The sequence below is a fragment of the Corallococcus caeni genome (genome assembly GCF_036245865.1).
GTDB lineage: Bacteria > Myxococcota > Myxococcia > Myxococcales > Myxococcaceae > Corallococcus > Corallococcus caeni.
On record NZ_BTTW01000003.1, the window covers coordinates 913639 to 937171 of the forward strand.

Here is a 23533-nt window from a genome sequence, read left to right on the forward strand (position 1 = left end):
GGGCCTCTTGAAAAAGGCGGCGCACTCTACACGCGCGCCATGCCCGGAGGAAGCCGCATACGGCCATCCCCCTAAAATTCGGCCTCCTATCGCAACGGAAAGGGGCCTGTCGTGCATTCCGTTTGAGCTCCCAGCCACCGCCTGGAAGGCAGCCGTCCCACCGGGCGCCGCGCCGCGTCTACCGGGCGAGCCCCAGCTTCCGGCCCACCTTGCGGAAGACGGCGCCCGCCTCCGGGACGCCCAGCGCGGCGGACACCGCGAAGTAGACGACCCCGAAGGGCACCGCCGTCGCCAGGAGCCCCAGCACCGGGTGCAGCCGGGGCGGCACCAGCAGCGCCCCGCCCCACTCCACGCCCACCCCGGGCATGGGGCCCAGGAGGCCGGTGAGGCCCTGCTTGACGGCCAGCGCCACGAGCCCGCCCACCACCGCCGCGCCATACAGCCGGGGCAGCAGCCCCGCCGGCAGGCCCACGGGCCCGACCATGGAGCGCAGCTTGCGGCGCAGGAGCGTGGTCTCCACCCAGGCCACGATGCCGCTGGACAGCGTGAGGAAGGCCGCGCCCAGCTCCCGGGGCAGCCCCAGCCGCTCCGGCAGCCACAGCGCCAGGAACCACGCCTTCACGGTGCCCAGGGCCACGCGCACGATGGCGTAGCGCAGGGGCGTCTTCGGATCCTTCAGCGCGTAGAAGGCGGACGCGTACAGCCGGCCCACGGTGGAGGCCACCAGCCCCACCGCCGCGCCCATCAGCAGGTACCAGAGGTAGCGCGAGTCCGCCGCGCCGAAGCGGCCCGTCTGCAGGAGCGCGCCGCTCACCAGGTCCCCCAGGAACAGCAGCGCGGCGGCGGACGGCACCACCCAGAAGGCGATGCGCCGCGAGCCCGCGTCGATGCGGCTTCGCAGCTTCGCGTGCGCCTGGGCCTCCCCTTCCGCCGTGGCGCGCGCCATCTCCGGCAGCTCCGCCGCGGACACCGCCATGCCGAAGAGGCTCACCGGGATGAGGTAGATGGTCTGAGCGTAGAGCAGCGAGGACAGCGCGCGGTTGGAGATGAGCGACGCGAACGCGGTGTCCACCCACGCGCTGAACTGCACCACGCCGCGCCCCAGCACCACCGGGCCGAAGTTCTTCATCACCTGGCGCACCGACGCGCTCGCCAGCGACACCACCGGGCGGAAGCGGCCCAGCAGGCGCATCACCGTGGGCACCTGCACCGCGAACTGGAGGAAGCTGCCCAGCACGACGCCGTAGGCCAGCCACTCCGTCAGGGCCTCCTCCGCGGCGCGGCCGCCGGCCGTGTACCGGCCGCCCATCACCAGCAGCGTGGCGATGATGACGATGTTCCACACCACCGGCGCCAGGTAGGACAGCAGGAAGCGCCGGTGGCTGTTGAGGATGCCCAGGCACCACGCGCTCAGCACCAGGAAGCCCGTGCCGGGGAAGAGGATGCGCACCAGCCGCACGGCCAGGTCGCGCTCGCCGCCCTGGAAGCCCGGCGCGATGAGGTCCACGAACAGGGGCGTGGCCAGCATGCCCAGCGCCACCATCACGCCCGTGGCCAGGGCCAGCAGCCCGAACACCGCGCCCGCGACCCGGTCCGCCTCGTCCGCGTCCTTCTTGCCCAGAAGCTGGGCGTAGACGGGGATGAAGGAGCCGGACAGCACGCCCTCGCCAAAGAGGTTCTGGAGGAAGTTGGGGATGCGCAGCGCGGCCTTGAAGACGGCGGCGGCCTCCGCGTTGCCCAGGTAGTGCGCGAAGACGCGCTCGCGCACCAGGCCCATCAGCCGCGACGCCAGGATGCCGATGCCCACCAGCATCGCGCCCCGCCCTCCCGCGCTGCGTTCAGGGACGGACGTTGGGGGAGCGGCCGGAGGGCCGGATGGGGGCGGCGATGTGGGGGCGGGGGCGGTCACGAAGGGGCGGACTCTACGTCCGGCGTTCTCGGGCATGCAGCAGGAAACCCTTCGACCGCTGTTTCACTTGACGGTCACTCCCCAGGTTGCGAGGGTCCGCCCCCAATGGCCGGAAAGTCCGACACCGAGCGGTCCGACGTCGCGCGCATCCGCGCCGTGCTGGCACGCGAGCTCGAGACCATCAACGAGTACGAGGCCTACGCCGAGGACTCCTCCAATCCGGAGGTCCGCGCCTTCTTCCTCCACCTGGCGGCCGAGGAGAAGGAGCACGTCTCCGAGGCCACCCACATGCTCCGGATGCTCGACAAGGGCCAGGACACGCACTTCGCGAAGCCCTTCGTCCCGGGCCACTTCCAGGCCGCCGTGGCGGGCGCCCCCGCGGAGCCCGCCCTGCCGGTGGCCGCCGCTCCGCCCCCGCCCGTGGTGACCCAGGCGCCGCCCGCGGTGGGCCGCCTGACGACCGAGCCCCTGACGAACCTGCCGCCCCAGCGCCTCATCTACGGCGTCCCCGCGCCGCCGCCTTCCGCCAACAGCCACCCCCTCACCATCGGCAGCCTGCGCCGCGGTGGTGGCGGCGGCTCCGGTAGCGGTCGCTGAACCCCTTTCGCCCTTCCCTCCCCTCCTCTGCCGCCGCTCGTGACGGAGACACCGATGCCTGACTTCCTTGGACATGCCGAGAACCCGCTGCGCGAAGAGGAGTGGGCGCGCCTCAACGAGACGGTGATCCAGGTGGCGCGCCGGTCGCTGGTGGGCCGCCGCATCCTGGACATCTACGGGCCGCTGGGCGCGGGCGTGCAGACCGTGGCCTACGACGAGTTCCAGGGCGTGTCCCCGGGCGCGGTGGACATCGTCGGGGAGCAGGAGACCGCGATGGTCTTCACCGACGTGCGCAAGTTCAAGACCATCCCGATCATCTACAAGGACTTCCTGCTGCACTGGCGGGACATCGAGGCCGCGCGCACGCACAACATGCCGCTGGACGTGTCCGCCGCCGCCGGCGCCGCCGCGCTGTGCGCGCAGCAGGAAGACGAGCTCATCTTCTACGGCGACCAGCGCCTGGGCTACGAGGGCCTGATGACGGCCAACGGCCGGCTCACCGCCACGCTGGGGGACTGGACGGCGCCGGGCGGCGGCTTCCAGACCATCGTGGAGGCCACGCGCAAGCTCAACGAGGCCGGCCACTTCGGGCCCTACGCGGTGGTGCTGTCGCCGCGCCTCTACTCGCAGCTGCACCGCATCTACGAGAAGACGGGCGTGCTGGAGATCCAGACCATCAGCCAGCTCGCGTCCGACGGCGTCTACCAGTCCAACCGCCTGCGCGGCGAGTCGGGCGTGGTGGTGTCCACGGGCCGGGAGAACATGGACCTGGCGGTGGCCATGGACATGGTCGCGGCCTACCTGGGCGCCAGCAAGATGAACCACCCGTTCCGGGTGCTGGAGTCACTGCTGCTGCGCATCAAGCACCCGGACGCCATCTGCACGCTGGAAGGCGCCATCCCGGCCGCTCCCCCGGCGCGCCGTTAGTCCCCTTCCACGCGGAGGCTTATGGCCAAGGTCCTGGTCATCGACGACGAGACGAACCTGCGCAAGGTGCTGGCCGCCCTGCTGCGCCGCGACGGGTTCGACGTCACCGTGGCGGAGAACGGCGAGCAGGGGCTGGCCGAGTTCCACAAGAACGGCGCGGACATCGTCGTCACCGACCTGGTGATGCCGAAGCTGGGCGGCATGGAGGTGCTCGCCGCCGTGCGCGCCGCCAACCCGGACGTGCCGGTGATCATCATCACCGCGCACGGCACGGTGGACTCCGCCGTGGAGGCCATCAAGGCGGGCGCGTTCGACTACATCACCAAGCCCTTCGACCAGACGGAGCTGTCGTCCGTCGTGGCCAAGGCCGCCAAGACGAACGAGAGCGCCAAGCGCTCCGTGCGCGCGGATCACAAGGCGCGCTCCGCCATCATCGGCGAGTCGCCGCAGATCCAAGACGTCTACAAGATCATCGACAAGGTCGCGGACACGCCCTCCACGGTGCTGATCACCGGGGAGAGCGGCACGGGCAAGGAGCTCATCGCCACCGCGCTGCACGGCGCGTCCAGCCGCCGCGACAAGCCGTTCATCAAGATCAACTGCGCCGCCATCCCCGCCACGCTCCTGGAGAGCGAGCTGTTCGGCTACGAGAAGGGCGCCTTCACCGGCGCCGTCACCTCCAAGCCGGGCCGCTTCGAGCTGGCCGACGAGGGCACCCTCTTCCTGGACGAGATCGGCGAGATCCCCGTCGAGATGCAGGTGAAGCTGCTGCGCGCGCTCCAGGAGGGCGAGTTCGAGCGCGTGGGCGGCATCAAGACGACGCGCGTGAACGTGCGCCTGGTGGCCGCCACCAACCGCGACCTCCAGGCGGAGATCGAAGCGGGCCGCTTCCGCAAGGACCTGTACTACCGGCTGGCCGTGGTGCCCATCGTGCTGCCCGCGCTGCGCGAGCGCCGCAGTGACATCCCGATGCTCGCCCAGCACTTCGTGGACAAGTACAACCGGCGCCTCCACAAGAAGATCGAAGGCATCGCCGACGACGCGCTCGCGCTGCTCCAGGCGTACGCGTGGCCGGGCAACATCCGCGAGCTGGAGAACCTCATCGAGCGCGTGCTGCTCTTCGCGGACGGCCCCCACATCACCGCCAGGGACTTGCCGGAGCCGGTGCGCGGGGGAGCGGGCGTGCAGGCGGGCGCGCAGGTCGCCGCCTCGCTGGGCACGCTGGACGTCCCCGTGGGCGAGGTGGGCCTCAAGGACATCGTGCGCATGAAGGCCGCGGAGCTGGAGCGGGACCTCATCGTCAAGAAGCTGGAGGAGACGGGCGGCAACGTCACGCGCGCCGCGCGCCTCCTGCAGATCAGCCGCAAGTCACTCCAGACGAAGATGAAGGAGTTCGGCCTGCGAGACACCACCCCGGACGGTCAGGAAGACGGCCCGGACGAGTAGCCCCGGGGCGCCGAAATATCGCCTGTTCGCCGGCGGTTTCGGCCCCCGCGTACCTTCTTACCCTCAGGGAGCCTGAATGCGGCCGAATCTTCCCACCCTCGGTGGACCACCGAAGCGCAATCCCTTCGGACCGGTGGTTGCCGTCTCCGTCATCCTCGGCGCGGCCGCGGGTGGCGTGTGGTGGTGGAAACAGCGCATGGCGGATGTCCCCATGGACGTCGCCTCGCAGACCGTGACCGCGCTGGACGCCGGCACCGTGGCCCAGGCCCCCGTGGCCCCGCCCGCGCCCACCGACCCCGTGAAGGCCGCCGGCCTGGAGCGCGCGTCCATCCGCATCGAGGGCCCGCTGGAGACGGCGCTCATCCAGGCCTCCGACGCCACCGTGGGCCCCGCCCTGGCGCAGGTGGTGACGCGCACGCTGGTGTGGTGGGTGCGCGTACCCGGGGAGATCCTCCGGGGGGACACGCTGGACGTGCTCTACCAACGCCGCCCCAACGAGGAGCCGCTGGTGTACGCGGTGCGCTTCGTGAGCGGCAAGACGGGCCAGACGCACCGCGCCTACCGCTTCACGCCCGCGGGCGAGCCGAACGCCCACTACTACCTGCCCAACGGTGACGAGCTGGAGCTGCGGATGGAGAAGTCGCCCATCGACAGCTACGAGCAGATCACCTCCCTGCTGCGCGACGGCCGCGGCCACAAGGGCGTGGACTTCCGCGCCCCGGTGGGCACGACGGTCCGGGCGCCCTTCGCGGGCGTCATCAAGCGCAAGAACTGGAACTTCGGCAGCAACGGCAACTGCATCGAGCTGGTGGAGTCCGGGGGCAAGGGCCGCCGCGCCCTCTTCCTGCACCTGTCGGAGCTGCCCCGCACGGTCCAGGCCGGGATGCGCGTGTCCGCGGGCCAGGTGCTGGCCCAGAGCGGCAACACGGGCCACTCCTTCGCCCCCCACCTGCACTACCAGCTCATGCTGGGCGAAAACCGGGTCCTGGACCCCTTCGATCAGCACAAGACCTACCGCGCGTCCCTGGTGGCGACCCAGAAGGGCGCCTTCGACACCGAGGTCCAGCGGCTGGACGGCCTGCTCGGGACACCCGTGGCGGGCAAGTAAGGCCCACCCATTTCTTGACACTCCTCCGACGGCACGGCTAGCTGGCAGGCCTGGGCCGTGGTCGTCGGAGGTAGTGGATGCACAGGTTTCGCGCCGTCATCGCCGCGTTGACGCTGGGCGTGCCTTTCGCCGCCAGCGCGGCGGACATCACCCGGATTGCTTCCTCGTTCGAGGACGATGATCCGTTCGACCTCTTCTTGGACGTGGGCTTCGAGCGCACGCAGACGCGCGCGAAGATCGTCCGCGAGCAGCTCGGCGGCCCTGGCGCCACCGACGTCCGGGAGGTCAACGAGCTCTGGTACAAGGGCGTGGACGCGCGGCTGAACCTGGCCGTGGCCTTCGGCCTCTGGAAGGACCTGGAGTTCAGCTTCAAGCTGCCCATCGTCTTCCAGCAGAACGAGACCTGGAACTTCGTGTCCGGCACGAACCAGCGCAACTCGACCATCACCAACAGCTGCTTCAACGCGGACGGCTCGCCCTACTCCCCCGAGGGCTGCGTGGGCCGGCTGTTCCAGGTGCCCCAGGAGAGCTACCGGGGCGGCCTGGGCAACGTGCACTTCGGGCTGGCGTACGCCTTCTTCAACCAGGAGAAGGACGACACCAAGCCCACGTGGATCATCGGCATCGACTACGAGGCGCCCACCGCCAAGCAGCGCGATCCGAGCCTGGACAACACGGACCCGGACGGCGACCGCGGCAACGTGGGCGACCGCGTCCACAAGTACCAGCTCTACACGGTCTTCTCGCGGCGCATGGGCGTGGCGGAGCCGTTCTTCAAGGCGTCCTACACCATCCCGGTGCGCGGCCCTGGCGCGTACTCCAACTGCGACCAGTCCGGCGCCAACCCACCCAACCTGGGCGCTCCGGGCAACTGCTACAAGGACCCGTGGACCCGCAACGAGACGGGCATCCACGCCCCCTCGCAGACGGCCGTCACCTTCGGCATGGAGCTGGTGCCCTTCGAGAACGCGGCGAAGAGCCAGAAGTTCGCCCTGGACGTGCGCCTGCTGGGCAACTACGTGGGCCGCGGCCGGTACTACAACGAGCTGAGCTCCGCGCTGCGCAAGCTGCTCACCTCCGACGACTACTTCCAGGTGGGTGGCCAGCTCGGCGTCGCCGCCCGCGCCGCGGATGCCTTCACCATCCACGCCTCCGGCAACTTCTTCTACAACACGGACCACCTGCTCACGACCGAGGCCATTGGCCAGGACCTGAACGGCGACGGCACCGTGGACACCGCCCCGGGCTCGCCGGAGCTGAACCCCACGTTCGACTGGCGCTACGACACGGTGTCCCGCCGCTTCCGGGCCATCCAGAGCACCACGTTCCGCTTCGACCTGGGCGCGTCCTTCAGCTTCTGACGGCCCGCGCATGAGGCAGCGGCGGGCCCCGCCTACCGCTGCTTCAGCCCCAGGCCCAGCCGGTACACCTCCTGGCCGGGCCACCCCGCGCGGCGGGCCAGCTCCGTGCTCAGCGGCTTGAGCTTCTCGCCGCGGGCCAGGCCCGCCTCCAGCGCCCGGCGCAGCTCGTCCTCGCTCCAGCGCTGCTCGCCGGTGCGCCCCTCCACCAGCACCACCACCTCGCCCCGGGTCTCCTCGCCCGCGTAGCGCGCGACGAGGGTGGACAGCGGGCCCCGGACGAACTCCTCGTGCAGCTTGGTCAGCTCGCGCGCCACGCACGCGCGCCGGTCCCCCCAGGCCTCCTGGAGGTCGGCCAGCGTCTCCGCCAGGCGGCGCGGGGACTCGTAGAGGACGCAGGTGGCGGACAGGGGGGCCACTTCATCCAGCATGGCCCGGCGCTCCGGGCCCTTGCGCGGCAGGAAGCCCAGGAAGTGGAAGCGCCCGGTGGGCAGCCCCGACGCGCTCAGGGCGGCCACCAGCGCCGTGGGCCCGGGCACCGGCTCCACCTTCAGGCCGCGCTCCAGCGCCTCCGCCACCAGCTTCTCCCCCGGGTCGCTGATGCCGGGGCTGCCCGCGTCGGTGATGAGCGCGCAGTCCTCCCCCGCTTCAAGGCGGTCCAGGATGCGCCCGGCGCGCTGCCCCTCCGCGAAGGCGGGCAGGCTGACCAGGTCCTTCCCGGTGATGCCGAAGTGGTCCAGGAGGATGCGCGAGTGCCGGGTGTCCTCGCACGCGAGGAAGCCCACGGTGCGCAGCGTCTCCAGGGCCCGGGCGGTGACGTCCCCCAGGTTCCCGATGGGCGTGGCCACGAGGTAGAGCGTTCCAGCCAAGGACGGATTCCTTTACATGCCAGCGTCGAAGGCGGCGGGCAGGTGCTCCACCCGGGCGTGCTCGCCCTGGCCCACGACGGAGATGACGTCGAAGCGCACCATGCGCCCGTCGATGCCGTTCTGGAAGAGATAGTGCAGCGCGGCCTTCACCACCCGGCGCTGCTTGGCGAAGGACACGGTGTGCGAGGGGTCTCCCCAGGCCGCGGTGGAGCGCATGCGCACCTCCACGAAGCACATGAGTTCCCCCTGCTCCGCCACGATGTCCAGCTCCCCGTAGCGGCACGTCCAGTTGCGCGCCACCACCCGGAAGCCCTGCGACTCCAGCAGGCGCACGCCCTCCGCCTCCGCCACGTTCCCCACGTCCCGCCGCGTTGCCATCCCGCCCCCGCCGCCCCAAGCACTTCTTCGCGGCGGCTAGACGTTAACGGTGCCGTCCGACATCTGGCCGAAGCCGGGGTGGGCGGTGACGTGCAACACCTGCGTGAGCGTACCCAGGTGCTTGAGCATGCGGGCGACGAGGGGCAGCTTTGCCTCGTCCACGCCCGTCAGCACGTCATCCAGGATGAAGGGGCGCTTCACCCGGGCACACGTCTTCTCCACCACCGTCATGCGCAGCGCCAGGTAGTAGAGGTCGATGTCCTTCGGGGACAGCTCCCCCACCGGGATGCGGCTGTTCGGCGCGAGCAGGAAGGCGTTGCCGTCGCGGTCCCACTCCACGCCCTGGTAGCGCCGGTCCGTGAGCGCGGTGAGGTACTGCACGCAGCGGTCCTTCATGAGCGCCTGGACCGACAGCATGTCGGACGTGAGCACGTCCGCGGCCTGCGCCAGCACCAGCGGGGAGGGGTCCTCCAGCGGATCCACCGGCACGGGCGCCTGGCCGGGGGCCGCGGCCACCTGCACCGGGGGCGCCTTCGCCAGCGCGATGGACTCCTTCAGCCGGGACAGCTCGCGCTCCACCTCGCGCAGGTCGCGCACGTAGGTGCCCTTGGCGGACAGCTCCGCGTTGAGCTCCTCCTGCTGTGCGCGCAGCTCCTGCCCGTCGCGGATGGCGCCCTGGTACTCGGCGGAGGCCTCGTACTCCTCCAGCTGCGTCTGCAGCTCCCCCAGCCGCATGCCGAGCAGGTCCTTCTGCTCCAGCGCGCCGGGGATCTCCTCGTAGGTCTCCAGGTTCAGGGCCTTGATGGCCATGCGCACCGGCGCGTCCTCGAGCTCGAACTCGTCGAGGATCTTCTTGTGCCGCGCGTCCTTTCGGTTGTCCTTGGAGCCCTTGCGCGTGGCCGCCTGCAGGTCGTCCACGTAGCGCCAGGCCATCAGCGCGGCGGCGAAGAAGGCGGGGATGTTGATCAACGCCAGGTAACGCCACAGGGGCTGCGCCGCGACGATGCCCAGGCCCACGCTCAGGGCCATGAAGAGCACGCCCGTGCCCAGGCCGCCCCAGAAGACGCGGTTCTTCGTGAGCGGCGGCACCTTCAGCGACGCGTCCTCCAGCTCCGGATCCCGGTCCGTCTCCAGCCGGGCCAGCGCCTCGTCCCGCCGCGCCACCGCCTTCGGGTAGCGCTTCACGCGCGAGAGGATGTCCAGCGGCAGGCCCAGCGACTCCGGCGAGGGCGCCGCGCGCCATGCGGCCTCCGCCTCCACGATGGCGGCCTTGAGCCCCTCGCCGCCCTTGAGCTTCGAGTCCGCCTCGAAGATGAGCGACGACAGCTCATCCACCTTGAACTGGAGCTGATCCACCGCCTTCGCGGTGACGAGCTCCTTCTCCAGCACCTTCACCTTCGCCTCGGCGGCCGGGACGTCCTCCGCCGGCAGCACCTGCGTGGCGGCCGCCAGCGACGGCGTGGCCCCGGAGGCCTTCGCTCCCGCGGCCGCGGCGGCCTTGGGCGCGCTCTTGCGGGGCCGGCGCGACGGCAGCATCACCAGCTGGAGGCAGTATACCTGTTCGAAGGTGGTGCGCGGAGGCAGGCCCGCCTGGCCGCGCAGGTACTGGTTGATCTCCGACGTGTCCGTGGACACCAGCTCCGGCTGGCTCGTGTTGGGGTTGAGCCGGTGCAGCGAGCCGGAACCGCCCAGCTCGCGCAGCACCCGGTACGTCATCCCGTCCTGGCCCACGAACGTCAGCGCGGCCTTGCCCGAGCGCCCCGCCGAGCCCACCAGGCTCGAGTCCCCGCCCCGGCCGTCCGCGAACAGCAGCGACAGCGCGAGGTTCCCCAGCGGCAGCACGTCCGCCGTGGGCGGCTTGAGGATGAGGTACCCGGTCTTCAGCGGGAAGCGCCCGGCGGGAGAGAACCCGCGGACGTTCTGGATGGCGACCTCGACGAAGTGCATGGCGCGCGCAGTCTAGCCCGAACGAAAAAAGGAGCGTCCAGTGAAGGACGCTCCTTGTCTCACGCGGCCGCGAAGGCCGCGAGAGGGTTTCTGCGGACCTACTAGCCCTGAGCGGCGGCGGCCTTGGCGGCCTTGGCGGCGGCCTTCTCAGGATCCACCTGCACGTCCACGCGCGAGGCCTTGCCCTTCAGCTCGCGGAGGTAGAACAGGCGCTTGCGGTTCACGTCACCGCGGGTGAGGACCTCGATCTTCTCGTAGCGCGGGCTGTGGATGGGGAAGATGCGCTCCACGCCGACGCCGAAGGACATCTTGCGCACGGTGAAGGTCGCGCGGTTCGTGCCCTTGGTCTTGCGGATGACCACGCCCTCGAAGGCCTGCACGCGCTCCTTCTCGCCTTCCTTGACCTTCCAGTGGACGCGAACGGAATCACCCGTGCGGAACGCGGTGATGTCCTTGCGCAGGAACTTGTTTTCGACGTGCTCGATGAGGCTGCGGCGCATGACGGACTCCAGAAAGCGGAACTTGACGCGTAGGACGCGTGGAAAAGAGCGGGCCGTCCTAGCAGAGACCGCCGGGACGAACAAGCCTGCAACAAAAGGTTCCGCGAGAACACGCAGGGTTACAACGCTTCTTCTTCCCTGGCGAGCAGTTTCTGATCCGCTTTGCTGAACTCCAGCCGCGCGAACAGGTCCGGCCGCCGCTCCTGTGTGAGCTTGATGGCCTTCCACCGGCGCCAGCGGGCGATGCGCGCGTGATCGCCGGACTGGAGCACGGCCGGCACCTCGGCGCCCCGGAAGACGGGCGGGCGGGTGTAGTGCGGGTGCTCCAGCAGCCCCTCCTCGAAGCTCTCCGCCACGGAGGACGCCTCGTTCCCCAGGACGCCCGGCACCAGCCGCGCCACGGCGTCCACCACCGCCATGGCGGCGACCTCTCCGCCCGTGAGGACGAAGTCGCCCAGGGACAGCTCGCCGTCCAGGAAGGGCATCACCCGCTCGTCCACGCCTTCGTAACGGCCGCAGACGAGGATCAGCCCGGCCTCGTGTCGCGCCAGCTCGCGCGCCGTGGCCTGCGTGAACGTGGGCCCCCGGGGGCTCATCAGCAGCGCCTTCGCGCCGGGCAGGCGGGCGCGCGCGGCCTCGATGGCGGCCACCAGGGGTTCGGGCTTCATCACCATGCCGGCGCCGCCGCCGTAGGGCGCGTCGTCGGTGACGCGGTGCTTGCCCTCGGCGAAGTCGCGCACGTCGGTGAGCGTGACCGAGATGAGCCCCTTCTCCTGGGCCTTCCCGAGGATGCTCGCGCCCAGGTAGCCGGACACCATCCCGGGGAACAGCGTGAGGAGCTCCACGGGGTAGCTCACCCGCCGTCTCCGTCGCCAGGGCCTTCCGGCCCGTCCGCCTCCAGGTACTCCGGAGGCCGGATGACGATGCGCCCCGCGGGCACGTCCACCGCCGGAACGAACTCGTCCGCGAAGGGCACCACCAGCTCCGGCCGGCCCTTGGCGCGGATCACCAGGTTGGGCACCTCACCGGTGGCCCAGACCTCTTCCACCGTGCCCAGGGAGGCGCCCTGTTCATCCACGGCGGCCAGGCCAACGAGGTCGCCCTGGAAGAACTCGCCCTCTTCAGGCGGCTCCAGGTCCTCGCGGTAGACGAACACCTTCGCGCCCACCAGCGCCTCGGCGGCCGTGCGGGACTCCACGCCCTCGAAGTACAGCAGGTCTTCCTTGTTCGCCGGGCGGAAGGACTCCACGGCGTACTCGCGCTCCTCTCCGGAGCGCAGGCGCAGCCGGACGCGCTCGACGGTGCCGAGCGTCTCCGAGGCGGGGTCGAACGCGCGGACCGCCACCTCGCCGCGCAGCCCGTGCGCACGGGCCACGTAGCCCAACTCCAGACAGGCCAGCGCGCTCACCGCGCGGCGTCCGGAGCGGGCGGCACCGGGGGAGAACCCGGGGCACGCCGGTCGTCGAGAATCTCCAGGCGGACCTTCTGGCCCTGTTTCTGGGCGGCGGCGTTGAGCAGCGTCCGGAGGGCGTTCACGGTGCGCCCATCACGGCCGATGACCTTGCCGACGTCCTCGGGGGCGACCTTCAGCTCATAGAGCCGGCCGCCATCCGCCTCGGAGATGCGCAGGGCGACCTGGTCGGGTTGATCAACCAGGGCCTTCGCCAGATACGTGAGCAGCGGCTCCACGTCTTGTCCAGACGGGGGCGTGCTCAGGCGGTGGTCGCCGGGGCCTGCTTCTTCGCCGTCTTGATGAGGTCCGCGACCGTCTCGGAGGGCAGCGCGCCGCTCTTCAGCCAGTAGTTCAGCCGCTCCTCGTTGAACTGCACCTTCGCGGGGCTGTGGTTGGGGTCGTAGGAACCGACCTGCTCCAGGAACTTGCCGTCGCGCGGGCTGCGCGAGTCGGTGGCAACCACGTGGTAGTACGGCATCTTCTTGGCGCCCGCGCGGGCAAGACGGAGGACAACGGCCATGGAACGCTCCAGCGAAAACGTGTGACTTCTACGGTAACAGGCGGAGGGGGGCGCTCTTAGCGCCCTGCCGACTGGATTGTCAAGGAAGCTCGGGTGCTTATGTCACGTCGGGGCTTCCGCGGCCGTCTCGTCCCGGTTGGCGAGCTGACCACAGGCCCCGGCGATGTCCCGGCCCCGGTTCTTGCGGATGTATGCCGCGACGTGCGCCTCGGCAAGGATGGCCCGGAACTCCTCGGCCCGCTGCTCGCCCGTCGTCTGGAACCCCAGCCCGGGGTTCTCGTTGTAGGGAATCAGGTTCACCTTCGCGGGGATGTCGCGCAAGAGCTCTTTCAGCCGGTGCGCGTCCTCGTCGGTGTCGTTGAAGCCCTTGAGCAGCACGTACTCGAAGGTGATGCGCCGGCCCTGGCGCAGCGGGAACTTGCGGCAGGCGTCCAGGAGCGCCGCGATGTTCCACTTGCGGTTCACCGGCATCGTCTGGCTGCGCTGCTCGTCCGTGCTGGCGTTGAGCGAGATGGCCAGCTTGACGTCCGTCTCCTGGCCGAAGCGCTCGATCATGGGCACCAGGCCCACGGTGGAGACCGTGATGTGCCGGTGGCTGAAGTTGGGCCCCTCCTCCGACTGGAGGATGGAGAGCGCCGTCTTGAGGTTCTCGAAGTTGTGGAGCGGCTCGCCCATGCCCATGAACACCAGGTTCGTGAGCGGGCGGAGCGTCTCCAGGCCTTCGTTGCGGCGCACCTCGCGGTTCACCGCGTGCACCTGGGCGACGATCTCCCCGGGGGTGAGGTTGCGCTTGAGGCCCAGCGTGCCCGTCATGCAGAACGAGCAGGCCATCGCGCAGCCCACCTGCGTGGACACGCAGAGGGTCTTGCGGTCCTCCGCCGGCATGTAGACGGACTCGATGAAGCGCCCGTCGCGCGTCTTGAAGCGGTACTTGATGGTGCCGTCGACGCTGCGCTGCTCCAGGTCCTTCACCAGCGGGACGATCTCCGCCTGGACCTTGAGCTTCTCGCGCAGGGCCTTGGACAGGTCCGTCATCTCGTCGAAGGACGTGGCGCCGCGCTGATGCAGCCAGCGGTAGAGCTGCGCCGCGCGGAACGGGCGCTCGCCCAGCTGCTCGCTCAGGAACAGCGCGAGCTTCTCGCGCGACAGGCTGGCCACGTCGGTCAGCTTCGCGGGGGCCGGCACCGGCAGGGGCTCGGTGACTGGGAGGGCTGTGGCGGTAGGCTCTGACATCGTTCAGTCGGGGCTAACGGAGGGAACTGCGGCGTGCTTCCCACAAGAAGGCACGGCAAGTCAAAGGAGTGCCCGTCCCCTCCCCTGCCTACCCCTTCGAGTCGTGGTGCTCGGCGACGCCGCGCTTCCAGTAGCCGGTCACCCGCATCCAGCTCTTGTTCAGACCGCGCTCGTTCACCAGGTGTTCCCGGATGGGCTTGAGCGACGTGGACTCGCCGGCCACGAACACGAAGCCGTCCCCGGCCGGAGGCGTCCAGGCGCGCAGCGCGTCCTCCAGGTGCCTCGTCGTGCCGGCCTCCGCGCCGCCTCGGTGCAGCCAGGTGAGCGTCACGTCCGCCTTGCTGACGAGGGGCTGCTCCTCCGCCGCGTCCGCGACCTCGATGAAGGCGAACGCGCGCCTGCCCGCGGGCAGCTCCTCCAGGCGGCGAGCAATGGCCGGCAGCGCGCTCTGGTCCCCCGCGAGCAGGTACCAGTCGAAGTCGTCCGCCACGTCGTGCGTGCTGCGCGGACCGCCGATGCCCATGAAGTCGCCGGGCTTCGCCTGCGCGGCCCACATCGACGCGGGGCCCTCGCCGTGCAGCACGAAGTCGATGTCCAGCTCGTTCGCCTTCGGGTCGAAGCGGCGCGGCGTGTAGTCGCGCGACGCGGGCTTCTTGAGCCCCTCCGGCATGGCCAGGCCGTGGGGCCCCACCACCGGCATGTCCGGCTTCTTCACGCCGGGCTCCGCGAAGAAGCACTTCACGTGATCATCCGCGCCGGGGGATGAGAAGCCCTCCAGCTCCGGGCCGCCCAGCGTCACGCGCACCATGTGCGGCGACAGCCGCGTCACGCGCAGGACCTCCAGCAACCGCAACTTCACCGGGAACGGCCCCCGACGGGCCACGCGCTCTGAATCGCCGCTCATGCGTGCTTCCTTGCCGATTGTGATTTTCATTATCGTTAGCAAGGGCCGTCCGGGAGGGCAACCGGATACGGCTGGCGCACGGGCCGGCGGAGAAAAGACGACGGCCCGGGTCCGCGCCGCGTGGGGCGTGGACTCCGGGCCGCTGTCAGCAGGCAGGAGGCTGCCTAGTACTTCTGGAGCTCGGTCTCGCGGAAGAAGTACGCGATCTCGTTCTTCGCGTTCTCCAGGCTGTCCGAGCCGTGCACCGTGTTCGCGTCGATGCTCTGGGCGAAGTCCGCGCGGATGGTGCCCTTGTCGGCCTTCTTCGGGTCCGTGGCGCCCATGAGGTCGCGGTTCTTCTGGACGGCGTTCTCACCCTCGAGCGCCATCACGACCACCGGTCCGGAGGTCATGAACGAGACCAGGTCCTTGAAGAAACCCCGGGCGCTGTGGACGGCGTAGAAGCCTTCCGCTTCCTTCTGCGACAGCTGCTGCAGCCGGATGCCGACGGGCGTCAGGCCCGCCTTCTCGAAGCGGGCGATGATCTCGCCGATGTGGTGGTTCTTCAGCCCGTCCGGCTTGATGATGGACAGCGTGCGCTCGATGGCCATGGTTTGGCTCCTCGTGTGTGTGTCGTGTGAAAGGTTCGACTCAGCGCTTCGGGGGGCCGCGCTTGACGGCCGCCTGCAGCGTGGTGCCCAGCTCGGCGGGGCTCGCGGCCATCAGGATGCCCGCGGCCTCCATCGCCTTGATCTTCTCCGAGGCCGTGCCCTTGCCGCCGGAGATGATGGCGCCCGCGTGGCCCATGCGCTTGCCCGGGGGCGCGGACTGACCGGCGATGAAGCCGGCGATGGGCTTGGTGAACTCGCGCTTGACGTACTCGGCGCCCTCTTCCTCCGCGCTGCCGCCGATCTCACCGATCATGATGACGGCGTCCGTCTCCGGGTCGGCCTGGAAGAGCTTCAGCACGTCCACGAAGTTGGTGCCGTTGACGGGGTCGCCGCCAATGCCCACCGCGGTGGACTGGCCCAGGCCCAGCTGCGTGAGCTGGTGCACGGCCTCGTAGGTCAGCGTGCCGGAGCGGGACACCACGCCGATGCGGCCCGGCTTGTGGATGTGGCCCGGCATGATGCCGATCTTGCACTTGGCGCCGGGGGTGATGACGCCCGGGCAGTTCGGGCCGATGAGGCGCACGCCCGGCTTGCCCTGCAGGTAGCGCTTGGCGCGCACCATGTCGTTGACCGGGATGCCCTCGGTGATGGTGATGATGAGGGAGATGCCCGCGTCCGCGGCCTCCATGATGGAGTCCGCGGCGAAGGGCGGCGGCACGAAGATGACGGACGTGTTCGCGCCCGCCTGCTTCACCGCGTCGGCGACCGTGTTGAACACGGGAACCTTGCCCTCGAAGGTGGTGCCGCCCTTGCCCGGCGTGACACCGCCCACAATCTTCGTTCCGTACTCCAGCATCTGCTTGGCGTGGAACGAGCCCGCCGAACCGGTGATGCCCTGGACGAGGACCTTCGTGTTCTCGTTGACGAGGATGCTCATGGCGATCTTTCAGGTAAGAGGGGGCGAAGGCCCTACTTGATGGCCGCCACGGCCTTCTCGGCCGCCTGGCGCAGGTTGTCCGCGGGGGTGATGGCGAGGCCCGAGTTGCGGAGCAGCTCCTTGCCCTGCTCCACGTTGGTGCCTTCCAGGCGCACGATGAGCGGGATCTTCAGCTGCACTTCCTTCGCCGCCGCGATGATGCCTTCCGCGATGACGTCACACTTCATGATGCCGCCGAAGATGTTGACGAGCACCGCCTTGACCTGCGGATCCGCGAGGATGAGCTTGAAGGCCGCCGTCACCTTCTCCTTGCTCGCGCCGCCGCCCACGTCCAGGAAGTTGGCCGGAGCGCCGCCCACCAGCTTGATGGTGTCCATGGTGGCCATGGCCAGGCCCGCGCCGTTCACCATGCAGCCGATGTTGCCGTCCAGCGCGATGTAGGCCAGGTCGTACTCCTTGGCCTGCGTCTCGCGGGGCTCCTCCTCCGCCAGGTCGCGGTACTCCAGCAGCTCCTTGTGACGGTAGAGCGCGTTCTCGTCGAAGGTCACCTTCGCGTCGAGCGCCACCACGCCGCCGCTCTTGCGGATGACCAGCGGGTTGATCTCCACGAGGGACGCGTCCGTCTCCACGTACATCTTGTAGAGCGCGGTGCAGAACTGGACGAACTTGTTCACCGTGGGGCCCGTCAGGCCCAGGCCGAAGGCCAGCTCGCGGCCCTGGAAGTCCGCGAAGCCCACCGTGGGGTCCACGGAGGCGCGGAGGATCTTCTCCGGGTGCTTCTCCGCCACTTCTTCAATCTCCACGCCGCCCTCGGTGGACGCCATGAAGGTGATGCGGCTGGTGGCGCGGTCGAGCGTCACGCCCAGGTACAGCTCCTGACCGATGTCGAGGCCTTCCTCGATGTAGACCTTGTGGACCTTCTGCCCTTCCGGGCCGGTCTGGATGGTCTTGAGCATCATGCCCAGCATCTGCCGGGCCAGCTCCTTGGCCTCCGCGGGGCTCTTGGCCAGCTTCACGCCGCCGCCCTTGCCGCGGCCGCCCGCGTGGATCTGCGACTTCACGACGACGACGGGCGTGGCGAGTTCCTTCGCCGCGGCCTCGGCCTCATCGGGAGAGAGCGCGAGGATGCCGCGCGGCGTGGGCACGCCATACTTCCGGAAGAGTTCCTTGCCCTGGTACTCGTGGATCTTCATCGAATCTCCGGGTGGGACGAGGGGAGACGAGGACAGCCCCTACACGGGGCGTCAACGCGGGCCCTCATTGCGCAGAAAACGACGGATGGCAAGGCCGTTTGGCCTCCAGCGTCGCGAGGGGACACAGGCCCTGGCCCCCGGGATAACAGCCGGTGTCCGGGGGAATGAGGCGGCCTTCACCCAAACGGGCACGGCCCCGCCCGGCGCCCCGCTGACAGGGGACGCTGGCACGGGGCCGCGAGGAAGCCAGGACGGCGAGCGGGAGGGACTACCCCGGACCGCTGGACTCCTTCTGCTCCTCTTCCTTGAAGAAGATGTCCTTGATCATCAGCTTGCTCACCTCGCGGTTCATCACCGCGATGGAGGTGGTGAGGGGGATCTCCTTCGGGCAGACCTTCACGCAGTTCTGCGCCTTGCCGCAGTCCTGGATGCCGCCGGGGCCCATGAGGGCGCGCGTGCGCTCCTCCGCGTTCAGCTTGCCCGTGGGGTGCATGTTGAACAGGCGGGCCTGGCTGATGGGCGCCGCGCCGATGAAGTCGTTGTCCTGCGTCACCTGGGGGCACGCCTCCAGGCAGCTGCCGCAGGTGATGCACGTGGACAGCACGTACATCACGGACTGGTCCTTCTGCGACTGGCGCGGGCCGGGGCCCAGGTTGTACGTGCCGTCGACGGGGATCCACCCCTTCACGCGCTTGAGCGACTCGAACATGCGCTCGCGGTCCACGGTGAGGTCGCGCACCACCGGGAACTTCTTCATCGGCTCCAGGGTGATGGGCTGCTGGAGCTTGTCCACCAGCGCGGAGCACGCCATGCGCACCCGGCCGTTGATGTTCATGGCGCAGCTGCCACACACCTCCTCGAGGCACGCGGCGTCCCACACCACGGGGGCCACCTTCTTGCCCTCCACGGTGACGGGGTTGCGCTGGATCTCCATCAGGCAGGAGATGACGTTGGCGCCCTTCGTATAGGGAACCTTGAACTCGTCGAAGTGGCCCGGCTTGTTCGGATCATCCTGCCGCCAGATGCGGAAGGTGACGGTCTTCGAGCTGACGGCGCTGGCCTGTGCGGTGTCCATGGTGCGGCTGCCCTTCCCTTCACTGCCAAATCAGGTGGCGGAAACCCGCGCCGTGGATGCGCGCGGGCCCGGAAAGCAACGAACGCCTTACGCGTACCAGCGGGGCTCGGGGTCCAGCACCGGCGTGGGCAGGTCCTGGTAGGAGATCTGCGGGCCCTGGGCGGCGTACGTGGCGATGGTCGTCTTCGCCCACTTCTCGTGACGCTTGCGCCACAGGTCCATCCACTGCGGATCCTCGCGCGGGTCCTTCGACTTGGGCTCCGGCAGGGAGAAGTCCGGCTTGTAGTGGGCGCCGCGGCTCTCGTCGCGCAGGAGCGCGCTGGTGGCGATGACCTCGCCCAGCTCCAGCATGTTCCACACCTGGTTGGTGTAGGAGAGCGCGCGGTTGGCGACGACGCCCGTGTCCAGCACGTTGACGCGGGTCCAGCGGTCCTTCAGGTCGCGGATGCGCTCCACCGTCTTCTTCAGGCGGTCGTTGTAGCGCACGACGGTGCAGTTCTCCGTCATCACCTCGCCCAGCTCCTTGGCGAGCTGGTACGGGTTCTCCGCGCCGTTCATCTGCTTGATGGTGGCGAAGCGGTCCTGCCAGTACTTCTTCGCGTCCGCGAAGTACTTCTCCGGCATCGCCGCGGCGCTGGTCGTCTGGCTCTTGGCGAAGGACGCCATCGCCGGGCCGCCGATCATGCCGGAGTAGATGCAGGACAAGAGCGAGTTGGCGCCCAGGCGGTTCGCGCCGTGGAAGGCGTAGTCCGCCTCGCCGGCCGCGTACAGGCCCGGGATGCGCGTGCTCTGGTTGACCGGGCTGCCGTCCAGCGGCGTCTGGGTGCGCGAGTCCGCCTCGAAGGAGACGTGCAGGCCGCCCATCGAGTAGTGCATGCCCGGGAAGATGACCATGGGCGTGTGGCGCGGATCATCTCCGACGAACTTCTCGTAGATCTCCATCACGCCCTTGATCTTCGCGTCGAGCGTCTTGGCCGGGATGTGCGTCACGTCCAGGTACACGCCGTCGCGCCCGCCCAGGCCCATGCCCAGGTCGCGGCAGACCATGAAGATCTCGCGCGTCGCCACGTCGCGCGGCACCAGGTTCTTGTACTTGGGGTACTTCTCCTCCAGGAAGTACCAGCGCTCGCTCTCCGGGATCTCCCGGGGGTTGCGCGTGTCGCCCTTCTTCCGGGGCACCCAGACGCGGCCGCCCTCGCCACGCACGGACTCGCTCATCAGGCGCAGCTTGTCCTCGCCCGGGATGGAGGTGGGGTGCACCTGGATGAACTCGCCGTTGGCGTACAGCGCGCCTTCCATGTACGCGCGGCCCGCGGCGGTGCCGGTGTTGATGATGGAGTTGGTGGAGCGCCCGAAGACGATGCCGGGGCCGCCCGTCGCCAGGCACACCGCCTCCGCCGGGAAGGTGCGGATCTCCATGGTGCGCAGGTCCATGGCCACGCTGCCGATGCAGCGGCCGGACTCGTCCTTCACCGTGCCCAGCCACTCCCAGTACTCGTACTTGGTGACCTTGCCCTCCGCCTCGTAGCGGCGGACCTGCTCGTCCAGCGCGTAGAGCAGCTGCTGGCCGGTGGTGGCGCCCGCGAACGCGGTGCGGTTGTGCAGGGTGCCGCCGAAGCGGCGGAAGTCCAGCAGGCCTTCCGGCGTGCGGTTGAACGTCACGCCCATGCGGTCCAGCAGGTAGATGATGCCGGGCGCCGCGTAGCACATGCCCTTCACGGACACCTGCTCCGCGAGGAAGTCGCCGCCGCGCAGCGTGTCCTTCACGTGGATGTCCGGGTGGTCGCCCTCACCCTTCGTGTTCACTGCGCCGTTGATGCCGCCCTGGGCACAGACCGAGTGGGAGCGTTTGACCGGGACGAGCGAGAGCACGTCCACTTGGTGACCCGCCTCCGCCAGCTTGATCGTCGTCATCAGCCCGGCCAGACCGCCGCCCACCACCGTGAATCGCGCTGCTGCCGCCATCATCGTCTCCTTGACCACTGGACGCCCGGGGGGGTGCCTTCACGGGGGGCCGCTGAAGTCCTGCTTCGCGACACGTGCCCCGCTCCCGTGATCCAGTGCGAGTCCAACACGCTAGTTAACTTGGAAAAATACCGCCGCAACGACGGTGCGCCGGACGATAAGCCCGGATCATTCACGGCATCAGGCGGGGCCCGCCAGCAGGATTCCGGCGGGCCCGACCGACGGACCGGGACTACAGCTTGACCAGCTCCACGGTGCCCTTCACGGACGCGAAGGACTTGTTCATCTCCGCCTTCTCCGCGTCGTTCAGGTCGACCGTGATGATCTTCTCCACGCCGCCCGCGCCGATCTGCACGGGGACGCCGAAGAAGAAGTCGTTGATGCCGTACTGGCCCTTGAGCAGGGCCGCGGCCGGCAGCACGCGCTTGCGGTCGAAGAGGAAGCTCTCCGCCATGGCGATGGAGGAGGAGGCCGGGGCGAAGTAGGCGCTGCCCGTCTTGTACAGGCCCACCAGCTCCGCGCCGCCCTTGCGGGTGCGGTCGATGATGGCGTCCAGCTTGTCCTTGGCGATGAGCTGGGTGAGGGGCACGCCGCCCACGGTGCTGTGGCGCACGAGCGGGACCATGTCGTCACCGTGGCCGCCGAGGACGAGCGCCTCCACGTCACGGATGGAGCAGCCCAGGGCCTCGGCCACGAAGCACTTGAAGCGGCTGGTGTCCAGCACGCCCGCCATGCCCACGACCATGTTGTCCTTCAGGCCGGCGATCTTGTGAAGCGCGAACACCATCGCGTCCAGCGGGTTGGCCACGTTGATGACGAAGGCGTCCGGGGCGTGCTGCTTGATGTTGCCCGCCACGTCCTTCATGATCTTCAGGTTGACCTCGAGCAGGTCCTCGCGGGACATGCCGGGCTTCCGGGGCACGCCGGCCGTGATGATGATCACGTCCGAGCCCGCGACGTCCTTCCAGTCCGTGGAGCCGGTGACGCGGCAGTCGTAGCCGTCCACCGCGGAGAGCTGGTTGATGTCCAGCGCCTTGCCCTTGACCAGACCCTCGGCCGCCGGGATGTCGTAGAGCACCACGTCGCCGAGGTTCTTCTGGACCGCCAGCAGCGCCAGGTTGCCGCCGATCTGACCGCCGCCAATGAGGCCGATCTTCTTCTTCTTGTGAGCCATGGTTTCGCCCTCCTGCTTTGGGGTGGGGACTACATGTGCTTGATGATGGCCTGACCGAACTCGGAGCACTTCACCTCGGTCACGGACTCCTTCGTCTCCAGCTTCATCAGGCGCGCGAAGTCGTACGTCACGGTGCGCGCCGCGATGGCCTTGTCCATGCCCTTGATGATCAGGTCCGCGGCCTCGTGCCAGCCCATGTGGCGCAGCATCATCTCACCGGAGAGGATGACGGAGCCGGGGTTCACCTTGTCCAGGTCCGCGTACTTCGGCGCGGTGCCGTGGGTGGCCTCGAAGACGGCGTGGCCGGAGACGTAGTTGATGTTGCCGCCCGGCGCGATGCCGATGCCGCCCACCTGCGCCGCGAGCGCGTCCGACAGGTAGTCGCCGTTGAGGTTCAGCGTGGCGATGACGTCGAACTCGTCCGGACGGGTCAGCACCTGCTGCAGGGTGATGTCCGCGATGGAGTCCTTGATGACGATCTTCCCGGCGGACACCGCGGCCTTCTGCTCCGCGTTGGCGGCGTCCTCGCCCTTGGCGGCCTTGGTGGCCTCCCACTGGTCCCAGGTGTAGACCTTGTCACCGAACTCACGCGCCGCGAGGTCATAGCCCCACTTGCGGAACGCGCCCTCGGTGAACTTCATGATGTTGCCCTTGTGGACCAGCGTGACGCTCTTGCGCTTCAGGTCCACCGCGTACTGGATGGCGGCGCGCACCAGGCGCTCCGTGCCTTCCTGGGACACGGGCTTGATGCCGATGCCCACGTTCGCGGGGAAGCGGATCTTGCCCGCCTCCTTGGGGAACTCCTGCTTCAGCCAGCCCAGGAACTTCTGCGCCTGCGCGGAGCCGGCCTCGAACTCGATGCCCGCGTAGATGTCCTCCGTGTTCTCACGGAAGATGACCATGTCCACCTTGTCCGGCTGCTTCACCGGGCTGGGCACGCCCTTGAAGTAGCGCACGGGCCGCAGGCAGACGTACAGGTCCAGCATCTGGCGCAGCGCCACGTTCAGGGAGCGGATGCCACCGCCCACCGGCGTCGTCAGCGGGCCCTTGATGCCCACGAGGTACTCGCGGAACGCGGCGACCGTCTCGTCCGGCAGCCAGTTGTTCACCTGCTTGAAGGACTTCTCGCCGGCCAGGACCTCGTACCAGGAGATCTTCTTCTTGCCGCCGTAGGCCTTCTCCACCGCCGCGTCGAACACGGCCTGCGAGGCCTTCCAGATGTCGCGGCCGGTGCCGTCGCCCTCGATGTAGGGGATGATCGGGTTGTTCGGAACGGTCAGCTTGCCGTTCTGCAGGGTGATCTTCTCGCCAGAGGGAGGCGCCATGAACGCAAACTCCTGATTGAGACCGGGGTCTTGAGAGGCGGCGGATAGTCGGGAACCCGCCCCCGGTCGTCAAGGAGTTTGGCCGCACGTCCCCCTGGGTTCGTCGCACCCGAGGTGTGCCGCGC

23 protein-coding genes are annotated in these 23533 nt (G+C 69.2%); 5 read left to right on the forward strand and 18 right to left on the reverse strand.

The genetic code is table 11. The annotated features are described in order from the left end of the window. Positions 1–178 precede the first annotated feature (178 nt). The gene (gene murJ, locus AABA78_RS17760) at positions 179–1813 is read right to left on the reverse strand and encodes a murein biosynthesis integral membrane protein MurJ (RefSeq protein WP_338264214.1); all 1635 of its coding nucleotides are present in this window, start codon (positions 1811–1813) and stop codon (positions 179–181) included. Positions 1814–2014: 201 nt separating this feature from the next. On the opposite strand from murJ, the gene encB reads away from it, so the two are divergent. The 5 genes from encB to AABA78_RS17785 all read left to right on the forward strand — a co-directional run bounded on the left by encB (position 2015) and on the right by AABA78_RS17785 (position 7348). Then, positions 2015–2506, forward strand: coding sequence for an encapsulin nanocompartment ferritin-like cargo protein EncB (gene encB / locus AABA78_RS17765; RefSeq protein ID WP_338264215.1), 492 nt, complete (start codon positions 2015–2017; stop codon positions 2504–2506). A 54-nt stretch (positions 2507–2560) separates the two neighbouring features. Continuing rightward, positions 2561–3433: an encapsulin nanocompartment shell protein EncA gene (gene encA, locus AABA78_RS17770; protein ID WP_338264216.1), complete on the forward strand. Its 873-nt coding sequence runs from the start codon at positions 2561–2563 to the stop codon at positions 3431–3433. Positions 3434–3454: 21 nt separating this feature from the next. Next, positions 3455–4879, forward strand: a complete 1425-nt coding sequence (locus AABA78_RS17775) for a sigma-54-dependent transcriptional regulator (protein WP_338264217.1) — start codon at positions 3455–3457, stop codon at positions 4877–4879. 76 nt (positions 4880–4955) lie between these two features. Beyond that, positions 4956–5987, forward strand: coding sequence for a M23 family metallopeptidase (locus AABA78_RS17780; RefSeq protein ID WP_171421591.1), 1032 nt, complete (start codon positions 4956–4958; stop codon positions 5985–5987). Between the two features lie 77 nt (positions 5988–6064). After that, entirely contained in the window at positions 6065–7348 is a 1284-nt protein-coding gene (locus AABA78_RS17785) for a hypothetical protein (RefSeq protein WP_338264218.1), read from the forward strand. Positions 7349–7380: 32 nt separating this feature from the next. Here the strand turns inward: AABA78_RS17785 and rsmI are convergent, their stop codons facing one another. From rsmI to icd, 17 genes are all read right to left on the reverse strand, one after another. Beyond that, complete coding sequence (gene rsmI / locus AABA78_RS17790; RefSeq protein WP_338264219.1) at positions 7381–8214, reverse strand: 16S rRNA (cytidine(1402)-2'-O)-methyltransferase; 834 nt, start codon at positions 8212–8214, stop codon at positions 7381–7383. A gap of 12 nt (positions 8215–8226) precedes the next feature. Next, positions 8227–8592, reverse strand: coding sequence for a YraN family protein (locus AABA78_RS17795; protein ID WP_338264220.1), 366 nt, complete (start codon positions 8590–8592; stop codon positions 8227–8229). A gap of 36 nt (positions 8593–8628) precedes the next feature. Next, positions 8629–10539, reverse strand: coding sequence for an ATP-binding protein (locus AABA78_RS17800; protein ID WP_338264221.1), 1911 nt, complete (start codon positions 10537–10539; stop codon positions 8629–8631). 101 nt (positions 10540–10640) lie between these two features. Then, on the reverse strand, positions 10641–11039 hold the full coding sequence (gene rplS / locus AABA78_RS17805) for a 50S ribosomal protein L19 (protein WP_120525313.1): 399 nt from the start codon (positions 11037–11039) through the stop codon (positions 10641–10643). Positions 11040–11158: 119 nt separating this feature from the next. After that, on the reverse strand, positions 11159–11896 hold the full coding sequence (gene trmD, locus AABA78_RS17810) for a tRNA (guanosine(37)-N1)-methyltransferase TrmD (protein WP_338264222.1): 738 nt from the start codon (positions 11894–11896) through the stop codon (positions 11159–11161). Then, complete coding sequence (gene rimM / locus AABA78_RS17815) at positions 11893–12447, reverse strand: ribosome maturation factor RimM (protein WP_338264223.1); 555 nt, start codon at positions 12445–12447, stop codon at positions 11893–11895. The genes trmD and rimM overlap by 4 nt, the downstream gene beginning before the upstream one ends. Next, positions 12444–12728 carry a KH domain-containing protein gene (locus tag AABA78_RS17820; protein ID WP_338264224.1) on the reverse strand — a complete coding sequence of 95 codons (285 nt, stop codon included), beginning with the start codon at positions 12726–12728 and terminating at the stop codon, positions 12444–12446. The genes rimM and AABA78_RS17820 overlap by 4 nt, the downstream gene beginning before the upstream one ends. A gap of 23 nt (positions 12729–12751) precedes the next feature. Then, positions 12752–13012, reverse strand: a complete 261-nt coding sequence (gene rpsP, locus AABA78_RS17825) for a 30S ribosomal protein S16 (protein WP_014397299.1) — start codon at positions 13010–13012, stop codon at positions 12752–12754. 102 nt (positions 13013–13114) lie between these two features. Next, positions 13115–14245 (reverse strand): dual-specificity RNA methyltransferase RlmN, encoded by a 1131-nt coding sequence (rlmN, locus tag AABA78_RS17830; protein WP_338264225.1) that lies wholly within the window; start codon positions 14243–14245, stop codon positions 13115–13117. Positions 14246–14333: 88 nt separating this feature from the next. After that, positions 14334–15149 (reverse strand): siderophore-interacting protein, encoded by an 816-nt coding sequence (locus tag AABA78_RS17835; RefSeq protein ID WP_171416154.1) that lies wholly within the window; start codon positions 15147–15149, stop codon positions 14334–14336. 164 nt (positions 15150–15313) lie between these two features. Beyond that, the gene (ndk, locus tag AABA78_RS17840) at positions 15314–15739 is read right to left on the reverse strand and encodes a nucleoside-diphosphate kinase (RefSeq protein WP_120525307.1); all 426 of its coding nucleotides are present in this window, start codon (positions 15737–15739) and stop codon (positions 15314–15316) included. 40 nt (positions 15740–15779) lie between these two features. Continuing rightward, positions 15780–16676 (reverse strand): succinate--CoA ligase subunit alpha, encoded by an 897-nt coding sequence (gene sucD / locus AABA78_RS17845; protein WP_338264226.1) that lies wholly within the window; start codon positions 16674–16676, stop codon positions 15780–15782. A 32-nt stretch (positions 16677–16708) separates the two neighbouring features. Beyond that, positions 16709–17869: an ADP-forming succinate--CoA ligase subunit beta gene (gene sucC / locus AABA78_RS17850; protein WP_171416150.1), complete on the reverse strand. Its 1161-nt coding sequence runs from the start codon at positions 17867–17869 to the stop codon at positions 16709–16711. A gap of 268 nt (positions 17870–18137) precedes the next feature. Next, positions 18138–18944, reverse strand: coding sequence for a succinate dehydrogenase iron-sulfur subunit (gene sdhB, locus AABA78_RS17855; protein WP_171416146.1), 807 nt, complete (start codon positions 18942–18944; stop codon positions 18138–18140). An 87-nt stretch (positions 18945–19031) separates the two neighbouring features. Beyond that, entirely contained in the window at positions 19032–20909 is a 1878-nt protein-coding gene (sdhA, locus tag AABA78_RS17860; RefSeq protein ID WP_338264227.1) for a succinate dehydrogenase flavoprotein subunit, read from the reverse strand. Positions 20910–21141: 232 nt separating this feature from the next. Beyond that, a complete protein-coding gene (gene mdh, locus AABA78_RS17865) occupies positions 21142–22083 on the reverse strand; it encodes a malate dehydrogenase (RefSeq protein WP_171416144.1) in 942 nt (313 codons plus the stop codon). A gap of 29 nt (positions 22084–22112) precedes the next feature. Continuing rightward, positions 22113–23408, reverse strand: a complete 1296-nt coding sequence (gene icd, locus AABA78_RS17870; protein WP_338264228.1) for an NADP-dependent isocitrate dehydrogenase — start codon at positions 23406–23408, stop codon at positions 22113–22115. Between the last annotated feature and the right edge of the window lie 125 nt (positions 23409–23533).